The sequence below is a fragment of the Phenylobacterium sp. LjRoot219 genome (genome assembly GCF_964252995.1).
Taxonomy (GTDB): Bacteria; Pseudomonadota; Alphaproteobacteria; order Caulobacterales; family Caulobacteraceae; genus Phenylobacterium.
Map to the genome: position 1 here is coordinate 2,815,652 of NZ_CAXUQI020000001.1, position 13,046 is coordinate 2,828,697.

The 13,046-nt window shown below is 71.6% G+C and carries 11 protein-coding genes; 6 read left to right on the forward strand and 5 right to left on the reverse strand.

Annotation, left to right across the window (positions count from 1 at the left end):
- The first annotated feature begins 16 nt into the window (after positions 1 to 16).
- The 5 genes from ACSQ14_RS13800 (at position 17) to ACSQ14_RS13820 (ending at position 5,921) form a co-directional block, all read left to right on the forward strand.
- Positions 17 to 883 (forward strand): 50S ribosomal protein L11 methyltransferase, encoded by an 867-nt coding sequence (locus tag ACSQ14_RS13800; RefSeq protein ID WP_436013685.1) that lies wholly within the window; start codon positions 17 to 19, stop codon positions 881 to 883.
- A gap of 76 nt (positions 884 to 959) precedes the next feature.
- A complete protein-coding gene (locus tag ACSQ14_RS13805) occupies positions 960 to 1,316 on the forward strand; it encodes a hypothetical protein (protein ID WP_436013687.1) in 357 nt (118 codons plus the stop codon).
- Between the two features lie 178 nt (positions 1,317 to 1,494).
- The gene (locus ACSQ14_RS13810) at positions 1,495 to 3,309 is read left to right on the forward strand and encodes an aminopeptidase P family protein (protein ID WP_436013689.1); all 1,815 of its coding nucleotides are present in this window, start codon (positions 1,495 to 1,497) and stop codon (positions 3,307 to 3,309) included.
- Positions 3,310 to 3,582: 273 nt separating this feature from the next.
- A complete protein-coding gene (locus ACSQ14_RS13815; RefSeq protein ID WP_436013691.1) occupies positions 3,583 to 4,848 on the forward strand; it encodes an acyltransferase family protein in 1,266 nt (421 codons plus the stop codon).
- Positions 4,849 to 4,865: 17 nt separating this feature from the next.
- Entirely contained in the window at positions 4,866 to 5,921 is a 1,056-nt protein-coding gene (locus ACSQ14_RS13820; protein ID WP_436013693.1) for an NAD(P)H-dependent amine dehydrogenase family protein, read from the forward strand.
- A 102-nt stretch (positions 5,922 to 6,023) separates the two neighbouring features.
- Here the strand turns inward: ACSQ14_RS13820 and ligA are convergent, their stop codons facing one another.
- Complete coding sequence (gene ligA, locus ACSQ14_RS13825) at positions 6,024 to 8,360, reverse strand: NAD-dependent DNA ligase LigA (protein ID WP_436013695.1); 2,337 nt, start codon at positions 8,358 to 8,360, stop codon at positions 6,024 to 6,026.
- Positions 8,361 to 8,502: 142 nt separating this feature from the next.
- Between ligA and ACSQ14_RS13830 the strand changes: the two genes are divergently transcribed.
- A complete protein-coding gene (locus tag ACSQ14_RS13830) occupies positions 8,503 to 8,826 on the forward strand; it encodes an endonuclease domain-containing protein (RefSeq protein WP_436013697.1) in 324 nt (107 codons plus the stop codon).
- A 126-nt stretch (positions 8,827 to 8,952) separates the two neighbouring features.
- On the opposite strand, the gene recN is transcribed toward ACSQ14_RS13830, so the two are convergent.
- The 4 genes from recN to ACSQ14_RS13850 all read right to left on the reverse strand — a co-directional run bounded on the left by recN (position 8,953) and on the right by ACSQ14_RS13850 (position 12,887).
- The gene (gene recN / locus ACSQ14_RS13835; protein WP_436013699.1) at positions 8,953 to 10,650 is read right to left on the reverse strand and encodes a DNA repair protein RecN; all 1,698 of its coding nucleotides are present in this window, start codon (positions 10,648 to 10,650) and stop codon (positions 8,953 to 8,955) included.
- 142 nt (positions 10,651 to 10,792) lie between these two features.
- Positions 10,793 to 11,707 (reverse strand): outer membrane protein assembly factor BamD, encoded by a 915-nt coding sequence (locus tag ACSQ14_RS13840; RefSeq protein WP_436015419.1) that lies wholly within the window; start codon positions 11,705 to 11,707, stop codon positions 10,793 to 10,795.
- A gap of 114 nt (positions 11,708 to 11,821) precedes the next feature.
- A complete protein-coding gene (locus ACSQ14_RS13845) occupies positions 11,822 to 12,322 on the reverse strand; it encodes an MOSC domain-containing protein (RefSeq protein WP_436013701.1) in 501 nt (166 codons plus the stop codon).
- A 223-nt stretch (positions 12,323 to 12,545) separates the two neighbouring features.
- Positions 12,546 to 12,887 carry a hypothetical protein gene (locus ACSQ14_RS13850; RefSeq protein WP_436013703.1) on the reverse strand — a complete coding sequence of 114 codons (342 nt, stop codon included), beginning with the start codon at positions 12,885 to 12,887 and terminating at the stop codon, positions 12,546 to 12,548.
- Positions 12,888 to 13,046: the final 159 nt, after the last annotated feature.

Consider the following 13,046-nt stretch of genomic DNA (forward strand, 5'->3'; position numbering starts at 1 on the left):
CTCTAGCAGGGCGGCCATGACCGAAGACGCCCTGCAGATCACCGCCCGCGGACCGCGCGCCGTGGCCGAAGCCGCCGCCGTGGCGTTGGACGAAGCGCCCGCCACCGAAACCCTCACCTACTCGATCCTCGAGGAGGACGAGGACCACGACGTCTGGCGGATCGACGCGTTCCCGACCAGCGAGGACGAGCGTGCGGCGCTGAGCGACGTGCTCGCCGGTTTCGCCGACCTGCGGGTGACCACCGAGAAGCTGGCCGACGCCGACTGGCTGGCGATGGCGCTGTCCGGCCTGCCGCCGGTGCGCGCCGGGCGCTTCTTCGTCTACGGCGCGCACGACCGCGGCCTGGCCCCCGCCTCCACCGTCAACCTGCGGATCGAAGCCGGCGCGGCGTTCGGCACCGGCCACCACGGCACCACCGTCGGCTGCCTGCTGGCGTTCGATCGGCTGCTGAAGGCCCGCCGCTTCCCGCGCGTGCTGGACGTCGGCTGCGGCACCGGCGTGCTGGCGATCGCCGCGGCGCGCACCGGCTCGCAGATCTCCGTCGGCACCGACATCGACCGGGTTTCGGTGCGCATCGCCAACGAGAATGCCACGCTGAACAAGGCAGGCGCCCGCTTCGTCCACGCCGCCGGCCTGAACGACACCAAGGTCCGCGCCGCGGCGCCCTACGACCTGGTGTTCGCCAACATCCTCGCCCCGCCGCTGGTGGCGCTGGCCCAGGACATCAAGGGCGCGCTGAAGCCCGGCGGCTTCGCCATCCTGTCCGGCCTGTTGCGCACCCAGGAGCGGCGCGTCTCGGCGGCCTATCTGTCGCGCGGCTTCCGCATCGAGCGCCGGCTGCACCGCGACGCCTGGGCGACCCTGGTGCTGCGCCGGCCGTAGACCTGCGCCGGAACCGGCGGGGGTAGCCGACGTTCCCGGCTCCGCAGGCGCAAAGGCCTGCGGAGGAGAACGCCCCATGGCCGACGTCCGCGATCCGCGCGCGAGCAACGCCGGCTGGTGGATCGCCGCGGTCGTCGCCGTGTTCGCGCTGGCGGGACTGGTCGCGATCTTCGTCACCGAGAACCGCTACGCCGAGCAGCAGGCGGCGCGCGAACAGACCGCCCCGGCCAGCGTCGAGACCGCCACCGTCGCGGCGCAGCACGCCGCCGTCCACGCCAGCCGCGCCACCCAGTCGGCGGTCGACTCCACCGCCCAGGCCAGCCAGCACGCCGCCGCGGCGGCCGGCGCGGCGGCCGACCACACCGTCCAGACCGCACAGACCGCCGGCGACGCCGCGCGCGACGCGGCGGCGACGGAGGCGGTGCCGCAGTAGCAGAACGCCCCCTCCGTCTCGGCGCGTGCGCGCCGATCCACCTCCCCCGCTGCGCGGTGGAGGAGCGTAGCCCCGCAGCTCCCCCGCATGCGAGGGAGCTGTCAGCGAAGCTGACTGAGGGGGCGTTCGGCAGCACTCGGCCTTCACCGCTCCCTCCGAACCCATTACATCAGACACCATGCGCCAGACCTTCGACGAGACCACCGATCCGTCCTTTGGGCCCAAGCACCTGCCGCTGATCCGCGCGGCGATGGCCGAACAGGGGCTCGACGCCCTGTTGGTGCCGCACGAGGACGAGCATCAGAACGAGTACCTGCCGGCGGCCAACGACCGGCTCGGCTGGGCGACCGGCTTCACCGGCTCGGCCGGGGCGGCGGTGATCTTCCAGGACAAGGCGGCGATCTTCGTCGACGGCCGCTACACCCTGCAGGTCCGCGACCAGGTGGATCCGGCGACCTTCGAGATCCGCGACCTGGTGGACGGCGGGGTCAGCGGCTACCTCGAGACCGCCGCCCAGCCGGGGCAACAGATCGGCTACGACCCGCGGCTGCACAGCCCCGACGCGCTGGCCCGGCTGAAGGCCGCCGCGGCCAAGGCCGGGGCCGAGCTGAAGCCGGCCCCGCTCAATCCGCTGGACGCCGCCTGGGGCGAGGCCCGCCCCGCCCAGCCGAGCGCGCCGGTGGTGCCGCATCCGCTCGAATACGCCGGCGAGGAGTCCGCCGCCAAGCGCAAGCGGGTCGGCGAGGCGCTGACCGCCCAGGGGGCCAAGGCCGCGGTGCTGACCGCGCCCTCGTCGCTCGCCTGGCTGTTCAACATCCGCGGCGGCGACGTCATCCGCTCGCCGCTGCCGCTCGGCCAGGCGATCCTCGCCGCCGACGGGACCGCGCAGCTGTTCCTCGACCCGCGCAAGGTCACCCCGGAACTGCCCGCCTGGCTCGGCAACGAGGTGACGCTCGAGCGGCCCGAGGACCTGGCCCAGGCGCTCGCCGGCCTGAAGGGCCAGACGGTGCTGGTCGATCCGGCGCAGTCGTCGGCCTGGTACTTCGACACCCTGGCCGCGGGCGGCGCCCAGGTGCTGCGAGCCGAAGATCCCTGCACCCTGCCCCGCGCCTGCAAGAACCCCGTGGAGCTCGAAGGCACGCGGCGGGCGCACGCCCGCGACGGCGCCGCACTGACCCGCTTCCTGCACTGGCTGGAGACGACCTCGCCCACCAGCCCGCCGGACGAGATCACCGCCGTGCGCCAGCTGGAGGCGTTCCGCGAGGCCACCGGCGCGCTGAAGGACCTGTCGTTCGACACCATCGCCGGCACGGCCGGCAACGGCGCGATCGTCCACTACCGGCCTACCGAGCGCCTCAACAAGCGCGCCGAACCCGGCACGCTGATGCTGATCGACAGCGGCGCCCAGTACCTCGACGGCACCACCGACGTGACCCGCACGGTGGCGATCGGCGAGCCGACGCAGGAGATGCGCGAGCGCTTCACCCTGGTGCTGAAGGGCCATCTGGCGCTGGCTCGGGCGCGCTTCCCGGTCGGCACCACCGGCTCGGCGCTCGACGTGCTGGCGCGCCACGCGCTCTGGGCCCACGGCCTCGACTACGACCACGGCACCGGCCACGGGGTGGGCTCCTACCTCGGCGTGCACGAAGGGCCGCAGCGGATCTCCAAGGCTCCCAACTCGGTGGCGCTGAAGCCCGGGATGATCCTCTCGAACGAGCCCGGCTACTACAAGGAAGGCGCCTACGGCATCCGCATCGAGAACCTTGAGGTCGTCACCGAGCCCGCGGCCATCCCCGGCGGCGAGCGGCCCATGCACGGCTTCGAGACGCTAACCCTGGCCCCGATCGACCGGCGCTGCATCGCCCGCGACCTGCTGACCGAGGCCGAGCGCACGCAGCTCGACGCCTACCACGCCCGGGTGCGCGCGGTGATCGGCCCGCAGCTGGACGGCGAAGCACGAACCTGGCTGGACGCGGCGACCGCCCCGATCTGACGGCCTCGCCTTCCTCGTCATCCCGGACGGCCTGAAAAGGCCGATCCGGGACCCAGGGCGTTGCGCACGGCCCCTGGGTCCCGGCGCTCTACGCTCCGGCCGGGATGACGGTGGGGATTTCGCCACCACTAAGAGTGGCGAATTCGCGGCCGCCACAATCTGCCCACGATATTTTCCGATTAGCGGCGCCGTGATCCGTCCAAGTGGCGGCCGCGGCGCGTGCGGCTTCCCGAGCTGCCGGCCGGTCATCCGGAAACGGCATGGGGAGGCCGCATGGCGCAGACGAACCTGGGACGCTTCGCGCCCGACGAGACGCCGCCCGGCCGGCGCAACGACCTCGACTGGATCCGCATCGGCGCCTTCGCCCTGCTGATCCTCTATCACCTGGCGATGTATTTCGGCCCGTGGTCCTGGCATCTGAACAGCCGCGGGACAGTCGACTGGCTGGGCGTGGCGATGGTCGCCAGCAATCCCTGGCGGCTTGGCCTGCTGTTCCTGGTATCCGGCGTGGCGGTGCGCCACATGACGCGGAAGGTCGGAGACGGCGGTCAAGGCGTCGGCGGGCTGATGTCCGAGCGTTCGCGGCGCCTGCTGCTGCCGCTGCTGTTCGGCGCCGTCGTCCTGGTGCCGCCGCAGGCCTATCTTGAGCAGGTCGTGAACGACGGGCTGGCGGCGAGCTACCTCGCCTTCTGGCCCCGCTTCCTGCTGGAGCATGTCCCGCAGCTGGACGGAACGTGGTCGCCGCCGCCGCTGAACCACCTGTGGTTCATCAGCTACATCTGGGCCTATTCGCTGATCGCCGTCGCGCTGCTGTGGGCGCCGCGGCTGCTGGAGGCGCTGCAGGCGCGGCTGGGCGGCGCGCTGGGCAGCGGCGCCGGCGTGCTGGTCGTGCCGACCCTCTACCTGGTGACGGCGCGGTTCGCGCTGTTTCCGACCTTCGGCGTGACCAACCACCTGACCTGGGACCCGTACAATCACGCCACCTCGCTGGCGCTGTTCCTGACCGGCTTCCTGCTGGCGTTCCGGACCTCGTTCTGGGCGAGCGTCGAGCGCGTGCGCTGGCCGGCGCTCCTGATCGCAACCGCCGCCACCGCGATGCTCGGCGTCGACGCGCTGCGTCCGGTCCCGCAGCAGCACCCGGCGGCGGTCGCCGCGATGGCCGCCTTCGCCGTGGCGCAGTGGAGCACGATCGTCACCGTGCTGGGCTTCGGCCGTCGCCACCTGAGCGCGCTCGACGGGCCGGCGCTCGTTTACCTGCGCGAGGCGGTCTTCCCCTTCTACCTGCTGCACCAGACGATCATCGTCATCGCCGCCTACGCGCTGCGGCCGCTGGACCTGCCGCTTCCGCTGGAGGCGCTGGGGCTGCTCGCCATCACCTTGCTGGGCTGCGTCGCCGGCTTCGAAGCGGTGCGGCGCACGCCCTGGCTTGGCCCCTGCCTCGGGCTGCGTCCATCGCCCCGGCGACGACCCGCCGACGCCCGGGCGAGGCCGGTTGACCTTACCCTGCGGCAACGCAGCAGTATTCCGGCGACCAAGTAGAACCAGGGAGACGGGGCATGAGCCAGGCTGCGAAAGCCGGAGCCGCCAAGCTGCGCATCGCGCAATGGGCCACGGGCAACATCGGGACCCACGCCATCAAGGCGGTCGGCGAGCATCCGCAGATGGAGCTGGTGGGCCTGTGGGTGCATAGCGAGGACAAGGTCGGCCGCGACGCCGGCGAGCTGGCCGGCCTGGGCCGCGAACTCGGGGTGAAGGCGACCCACAGCCTGGAAGACATCGTCGCGCTGAAGCCGGACTGCGTCCTCTACATGCCGGCGTACCTGAACCTCGACGAGGTCTGCCGGCTGCTCGAGAGCGGCGCCAACATCGTCACCAGCGTGGTCGAGTTCCATGATCCGGAGAGCCTCGACCCGCAGGTCCGCGCCCGCGTCGAGGACGCCTGCCGCCGCGGCGGGACCTCGATCCACTCGACCGGCTCCTCGCCCGGCTTCATCTCCGAGGTGCTGCCGTTTGCGCTGACGACGCTGATCCGCCGGCTCGACAGCTACACGATCGACGAGTTCGCCGACATGACCTCGCGGGACTCCCCGCAGATGATCTTCGACGTCCTCGGCTACGGGAAGAAGCCCGGCGCCTTCGACGAGCGGCAGATCGCCCATATCCGGCAAAGCTTCGGCCAGTCGCTCAGCCATACGGCGCGCGCGCTCGGCATGCCGCTCGACCGCTTCGAGGCGAGCGGCGAATTCGGCGTCACCCGCGGCCGGGTGGAGATCGCCGCCGGCGTGCTGGAGCCCGGCACGGTAGGCGCCCTGCGCATCACCGTCGTCGGCTACCGCAACGACAAGCCGGTGATGCGCTTCCGCGCCAACTGGTACTGCACCAAGGACCTCGAGCAGGACTGGGACCTGCGCGACACCGGCTGGCGCGTGCAGGTCGAAGGCGACACCCCGCTCGACATCTCGATCGCCTTCCCCTGCTCGGCGGAGGACTATCCGAAGATCTCGCCCGGCTTCACCGCCCACCCGGTGGTCAACGCCGCCCCCGCGGTCGTCGCCGCCCAGCCCGGCATCCGCACCGCCGCGGAGCTGAGGATCCTGCCGGTGTTGGGCTAGAGCTCGCTCCTCCCCTGCGCAGCGGGGGAGGGGGACCACGCGCCGCAGAGCGCGTGGTCCCCCTCCCCCGTTGCCCGGGGGCGGAAGAAAGCGAGGGTTTAGCTACCCGCCCACCAGCTCCAGCCACTCGTCCTCGGTCATCACCCGGATGCCGAGGTCGGCGGCGGCCTTCAGCTTCGAGCCGGCGCCGGGGCCGGCGACCACCAGATCGGTCTTCTTCGAGACCGAGCCGGAGACCTTGGCCCCCAGCCGCTCGGCCTGGGCCTTGGCCTCGTCGCGGGTCATCCGTTCAAGCGAGCCGGTGAACACCACCGTCTTGCCGGCGACGGCGGTGTCGGTCTTCGGCCGCGCCGCCGGCACCACCTGCAACTCGGCGAGCAGGGCCTGGACCTTCAGGCGATTGTGCTCTTCGGCGAAGAACTCGCCGATCATCCGTGCGGCGACCTCGCCGACGCCGTCCACCGAGGCGATCTCCAGGAAGTCGTCCCCGGGCCGCTGGGCGACCGCCAGCTGCGCCGCCGTCGCGAAGGCGTCCCAGGTTTCGAAATGCCCGGCCAGCGCCGCGCGCGCCGTCCGATTGAGCTTGGGGATCGCCAGCCGCAGCCGCTCCTCCAGGGCCGCGTCGGGCGGGATCAGCAGGTCTTTCGGCTGCGCGGCGAAGGCGAGGATCGCGTCGCGCGCCGTCGGCCCCACCCCGTCGAGGTTGGCCAGCGCCAGATAGGTCTTGCCGGGCCGGCCCTGCGCGGCGCGCTCGGCCACCGCGACGAAGGCCTCGACCGTCTCGAAATGCCGCGCCAGCGCAGTCGAGGTGGTCTCGCCCACGTGCCGCATGCCCAGGCCGAAGATGAACCGGTCGAGCGAGATGCTGCGCCGCGCCTCGATGCCGGCGACCAGGTTCTTGACGCTGGTCTCGCCGTAGCCGTCGGTCTGCCGCAGCTCCGCCAGCTTCGCCTCGTCGCGGGCCAGGCGGAAGATGTCGGCCGGCTCGCGGATCCATTCGCGCTCGACGAAGGCGGTCAGCTGCTTTTCGCCCAGCCCTTCGATGTCGAAGGCGCGGCGCGACACGAAGTGGCGCAGGTGGGCGAGCTTCTGGAACGGGCAGGCGAACTCGCCCGAACAGCGGCGCACCACCGTCTCGGCCCCGGAGGCCGTGGTCTCGCGCACCACCGGGGTCTTCAGCTCGCACGGACACTCGTGCGGGAAGGCGTAAGGCGCGGCGTCGGCGGGGCGCTCGGCCTCCACCACGCTGACGATCTGCGGGATCACGTCGCCGGCGCGCTGCAGGATCACCGTGTCGCCGACACGGGCGTCGAGGCGGGCGATCTCGTCGGCGTTGTGCAAGGTGGCGTTGGTCACCACCACCCCGCCGACCGTCACCGGCGTCAGCCGCGCGACCGGGGTCAGCGCTCCGGTGCGGCCGACCTGGATGTCGATCGCCTCGAGCACGGTGCGGGCCTGCTGGGCGGGGAACTTGCGGGCGATCCCCCAGCGCGGCGCGCGGGAGACGAAGCCCAGCCGCTGCTGCCAGTCGAGGCGATCGACCTTGTAGACCACCCCGTCGATGTCGAAGCCGAGGTGCGGGCGGACCGCCTCCATCTCGCGGTAGGCCTCGAGCAGCCCTTCCAGCCCCTCGACGCGGCGGCTCTGCGGCGTGGTCTTAAAGCCCCAGGCGGCGAGCTTCTGCAGCGCCTCCCACTGGGTCTCGGCGAACGGCGCGCTGAGCAGCCCCCAGGCGTAGGCGAAGAAGCGCAGCGGCCGCTGGGCGGTGATTTTCGGATCGATCTGCCGCAGCGAGCCGGCCGCGGCGTTGCGCGGATTGGCGTAGGTGCGCTGGCCGGCGGCTTCCGCCGCGGCGTTGAGCGCGGCGAACTCCTCGTGGCCGAGGTAGACCTCGCCGCGCACCTCGATCACCTCCGGCCAGCCGGAGCCCTTCAGCCGCTTGGGGATCTCGGCGAGGGTGCGCAGGTTCTCGGTGACGTCCTCGCCGACCCGGCCGTCGCCGCGGGTCGCGCCGCGCACCAGCACGCCGTTTTCGTAGCGCAGCGAAGCCGAAAGCCCGTCGATCTTCGGCTCGGCGGTGTAGGCCACCGGGCCCGCGATCTTGAGGAAGCGCTTCACCCGGCCGTCGAACTCGGCGGCGTCCTCGTCGGAGAAGGCGTTGTCGAGGCTGAGCATGGGCGTCCCATGCTCGACCGGGGCGAACTGCTCGGAGCGCGCCGCGCCGACCCGCAGCGACGGCGAGTTGTCGCGGACCAGGTGCGGGAAGGCCTGCTCGATCGCGAGGTTGCGCTGCTTCAGCGCATCGTAGTCCGCGTCGGAGATCGCCGGCGCGTCCTCCTGATAGTAGCGGATGTCATGAGCCGCGATGGTGTCGGCGAGCTGGGTCAGCTCCTCGACGGCCTGGGCTTCGGTGAGCTGATCGATGGGGCGGACGTCCATGGCGCAAGGTCTAACCTGTGCTGCGCGCTCCGTGGAAGGGGGTTGCCTCCCTCAGAACAACATAGGAACATTTCCTCTCCCGCTCGCGGGAGAGGGGGCCCGCGCGCCGAAGAGCGCGTGGGGGAGAGGGCAAGCGGCCGGCATGGCGCCTCGAACATCCACGCGAATCTCGAACCGCGCGCGAGCGTTGCGAAAGGCGATGACCGAGCCCGAAATCATGCTGTGGTCCCGACTGAAAGGCCGTGGAACGGATAAGCCCATCTTCCGCCGCCAGTTCGCCTACCAGACCGTGATCTTCGACTTCTACTGCCCAGCCGCGCGGCTGGCGGTGGAGATCGATGGAGCTACGCACTGGGACGACGAGAGGCGGAGCAAGGATGAGGCGCGCGACGCCTGGCTGGCGAGGCGTGGCTGTCGTCCGGATTGCCGCGAGTGCGGTCTACCGCGATCTATCCGGCGTGGCTGATGGGATCATCCTGCAGGCGGAGGCGCGGATCGGGCGCGTGTAGGCTGAGCTTGCGGCTTGCCCTCTCCACCGCCCGCTCTTCGGCGGGCGGTCCCCCTCTCCCGCTTCGCGGGAAAGGAAACGAACCTACGCCCCGATCAGCGCCCGGGCCGCGGCGCGGGCGGCGTCGGTGATCTGTGCGCCGGCGAGCATGCGCGCGATCTCTTCCTCGCGGTCGTCCGGCGACAGCACCTCGACGGCGGTGCGCAGGCGCTCGCCCTCCCCGGCCTTGGCGATCCGCCAGTGCGCGTCGGCGCGGGCGGCGACCTGCGGCGAATGGGTGACGACCAGCACCTGGGCGCTGGCCGCGAGGCTCTTGAGCCGCAGGCCGACGGCGTCGGCCACCGCCCCGCCGACGCCCTGGTCGACTTCGTCGAAGATCATCAGCGGCTGGAAGGCCCCGCCGCGGCCGGCCAGCGCCGCCTTCAGCGCCAGGGCGAAACGGGCGAGTTCGCCGCCGGAGGCGATCGCGCCCAGGTCGCCGAACGGCGCGCCCGGGTTGGTCGCCACCTCGAAGGCGACGCGGTCAAGGCCGGTCGCCCCGGCCCGCTCCTCGCCGAGCGGCTCGACGCCGACGCGGAAGCGCGCCTTGTCGAGCTTCAGCGGGCCCAGCTCGGCCATGACCGCCTGAGCCAGCCGTTCGCCGGCCTCGCGCCGCGCCGCGGTCAGCGCCGCAGCCTCAACCGTATAGGCGTCGCGCACGGTCTTGAGCGCCGCCTCGGCGGCCTTCAGCGCGTCCTCGGAGGATTCCGCCGCATGCAGCCGTTCGGCGAAGCGCACCCGCAGCAGCGGCAGCTCCTCGACGCTGCAGTTCAGTTTGCGGGCGAGGCCGCGCAGTTCGAACAGCCGCTCCTCGGCCTTCTCCAGCCGGTCGGGCTCGAACTCGAAGGCGTCGGCGGCGAGATCGACGGTCGCTTCGGCTTCCTGGGCCTCGATCAGCACCCGGTCGACGGCGGCCGAAGCCTCGGCCAGCCGCTTCACCGCCGGGGCTTCCGGCGCCGCGCCGGCGGCGACGGCGCGCTCGCGGGCGCGCTCCAGGGTGCGGGCGGCCGAAGCCAGCTTGGCCGACAGCCCGTCAAAGGCGTCGCGCGCCGTGGCGATGTCGTTCAGCGACTTCTCCGCCGCGCCGAGCACCGCGCGCTCTTCGGCGAGCGCCGCCTCCTCGCCCTCGCGCGGGTCGAGGCGATCAAGTTCCGCAAGGCGGAGGCTCAGCTCCTCGGTCTCGGCGGCGGCGCGCTCGGTCAGCGCGCGCAGCTCGTCGACCCGGCTCCGCGCCTCGCGCCAGTCGGCGAACCGCGCGGCCACGCCGGCGAGCATCGGTTGCAGCCCGCCGAACGCATCGAGCAGCGGCCGGTGGGTGCGGGCGTCGAGCAGGCCGACGGTCTCGTGCTGGCCGTGCACCTCCAGCAGCAGGTCGCCGACTTCCTTCAGCACGCCGACCCCGGTCGCCTGGTCGTTGACGAAGGCGCGGCTGCGGCCGTCGGCGCTGAGCGTGCGGCGCAGGACCAGATCCTCGTCGCGGGCGTAGGCGAGGCCCTTCTCTTCCAGGAGATCCCAGACCGGATGCTCCGGCGCCGGCGCGAAGACCGCCGAGGCGGCCGCCTGGGCCGCGCCGCGCCGCACCAGGCCTGCGCCGGCGCGCGCGCCGGTCGCCAGCCCCAGCGAGTCGAGAATGATCGACTTGCCGGCCCCGGTTTCGCCGGTGAGCGCAGTCAGGCCCGGGCCGATGGACAGGTCCAAGGCCTCGATCAGCACGACGTCGCGGATCCACAGTCCGATCAGCATTGGTGTCCCGAGTCCGACGTTCGCCCGCGCTGACGAGCTTTCAGCGCAAGCGCCCCAGGCGCAGGATCGCCTGGAATCAGCCGGTTTTGGAAGAGCGCGAACGCCGCGGGGAACGCGTTTCGTTCCCGCCGCGGCCGCCGGCTCAGCTTGCGGGCTGTCCGGCTTGCGCGGTCGACGCCGCCGGCTCCGCTGCGGGCGGGGCGATGGTCGTCGACTTCTTCTGGATGAAGGGGATGCTGACGCCGCCGCGCTTGCCGCCCTGCTTCGGCTCGACCGCCGGGCGCAGGCCCTTCGAGGTCAGCAGCTTGTAGGCGTCGACGTACCAGCGGTCGCCCGGGTAGTTGTAGCCCAGCACCGCGCCGTTCTTCTGGGCTTCGCCCGCCAGACCGATGGTCAGGTAGGATTCGACCAGGCGGTAGAGCGCCTCGGGCGTGTGGCTGGTGGTCTGGTAGCGGTCGACGACGTTGCGGAACCGGCCGATGGCCGCCAGCGTGTCGCCGGAGCGCAGGTAGTAGCGGCCGACGGTCATTTCCTTGCCGGCCAGCTGGTCGTTGACCATGTCGATCTTCAGCCGGGCGTCGGCGGCGTACTCGGAGTTCGGGTAGCGCTGGACGACGTCCTGCAGGGCGTTGAGCGCCTGGCCGGTGGCCGCCTGGTCACGCCCCACGTCGGCGATCTGCTCGAAGTAGCAGACCGAGCGCAGATAGTGGGCGTAGGCCGCCGACGGGTTGCCCGGATAGAGCTGGATGAAGCGGTTGGCGTCGCCGATCGCCTCTTCGTAGTCGTTGCCCTCGTAGTGGGCGAAGGCCTGCATCAGGATCGAACGCCGGGCCCATTCCGAATACGGGTGCTGGCGCTCGACTTCCTGGAAGTATTGGACCGCCTGGCTCCATTGCCGGCGGTCGAGCCGCTGGGCCCCCGCCGCATAGAGCAGCTCCACCGGGCGCTCCTCGTAAGCCAGCTGCGGCTTTTTCTTGCCGCCGCCGGAGCATCCCGCTGCGGCCAGCGCGCAAATGCCTGCGATAAGCACCGGGCGCACCCAGGAATTCCGAAGCAAGGACACCTTCACCTCAAGACAGCCAACGCGCGCCCCCGCGCCGCACGACGTTGCTTCTACACCAGGGCCGGGGCGGCGCAAACGGAACGGATTGGCGCGGGGATACAGCAGCGCTCACTCGACCGCGCCCAGCCGCACGATCGGATCGCCCAGGCGGATCTCTCCGCCTGTGATCACGCGCGCGGTGAGCCCGCCGCGCCCGCGCAAAGCGTTGTAGCCGCCGAGGCCCAGCGCCTCCTCCATCCGCGAACAGGGATGGCAATCGTCGGTAATCTCGAGAATCGCCTCGCCCACCGCCACCCGCCGCGCTTTCAGCGCCAGCAGATTGATTCCCGCGGTCACCAGGTTGCGCCGCAACAGGGCCGGCGCGATCGTCGCGCGCCCGAGAAAGCTGGCGATCGCCGCGAGATCCTCCTGCGCCACCAGGGTCACCTGACGCCGGCCGGTCTTGCCGTCGTAGCGGTCGCCGACCAGGCCGCTTTCGGTGGACAGCTCGGCCTGCACCACCTCGCGCACCGCGCCACGGCGGCGGGTGCGCAAACCGATCCATACCAGCCGGCCCGGTCGGACCGGTGCGTCGAATAGGCGCTGCAGATCAGACGAAGGATTGAGCACGCGACGTCTCCGGCGACGGGGATTGAACCACGAAAGACACGAAAAACACGAAACGGCCGGGGCAACGCTCTTCCAGTCCGTCATCGCCCGGCTTGTCCGGGCGACCCATCCCAACATCGTTCCGCAATAGCTGCGGCTGGCGCCTTGGGCTGGGTGGCCCGGACAAGCCGGGCCATGACGGAGAGCTAAGCACCCGCGGCGGAGCGCTTTCTTTCGTGGTTCCTCAGTTGGCCGGCGCCGGCCAGGCTTCCCAGCGCAGGCCGCCGCAGCGGACGCAGGCCTGGTCCATGAGCCGGGCGCTGTCGGCCAGGGAGGTCTGCTCGTCGCCCTGCTGCAGCGCCTTGAGCAGCCAGATCACCTCGCTGGTGAGGACGTCGTGCCCGCTGCCGCAGGCGGAACAGCAGAAGCGAACCTGGGCTCTGCTGCGACCGGCCGCATAGCGGCGCAGAGGCATGTCGGGCTCGCCGTAAAACATCCGCCGCTGCTCCCCGGGATCGCTGTCGCTCCCGGCGACATCAAGGGTGACGGTGCGCCGAAAAAGTGACGATCCCACGGCCTGATCCACAGATCCAGCAACCCAAGCGGGGGTATGGCCCTGATTTAGCCCAGGTTCGCCGAGACACAGAGGCTCAAGGGCCGGGGCGCGCGCCGATTCGCGAGCGGGTGCGCCGGCCTCATGCAGACAACCCGACCGCAGCCGGCTTGCGGCGTCCCTGGCGCGCGC

What these genes read in the sequence shown, in the direction of transcription:
- ACSQ14_RS13800 (WP_436013685.1), top strand. Translation starts at nt 17, where the DNA reads ATGACCGAAGACGCCCTGCAGATCACCGCCCGCGGACCGCGCGCCGTG.
- ACSQ14_RS13805 (WP_436013687.1), top strand. Translation starts at nt 960, where the DNA reads ATGGCCGACGTCCGCGATCCGCGCGCGAGCAACGCCGGCTGGTGGATC.
- ACSQ14_RS13810 (WP_436013689.1), top strand. Translation starts at nt 1,495, where the DNA reads ATGCGCCAGACCTTCGACGAGACCACCGATCCGTCCTTTGGGCCCAAG.
- ACSQ14_RS13815 (WP_436013691.1), top strand. Translation starts at nt 3,583, where the DNA reads ATGGCGCAGACGAACCTGGGACGCTTCGCGCCCGACGAGACGCCGCCC.
- ACSQ14_RS13820 (WP_436013693.1), top strand. Translation starts at nt 4,866, where the DNA reads ATGAGCCAGGCTGCGAAAGCCGGAGCCGCCAAGCTGCGCATCGCGCAA.
- ligA (WP_436013695.1), bottom strand. Translation starts at nt 8,360, where the DNA reads ATGGACGTCCGCCCCATCGATCAGCTCACCGAAGCCCAGGCCGTCGAG.
- ACSQ14_RS13830 (WP_436013697.1), top strand. Translation starts at nt 8,503, where the DNA reads ATGGCGCCTCGAACATCCACGCGAATCTCGAACCGCGCGCGAGCGTTG.
- recN (WP_436013699.1), bottom strand. Translation starts at nt 10,650, where the DNA reads ATGCTGATCGGACTGTGGATCCGCGACGTCGTGCTGATCGAGGCCTTG.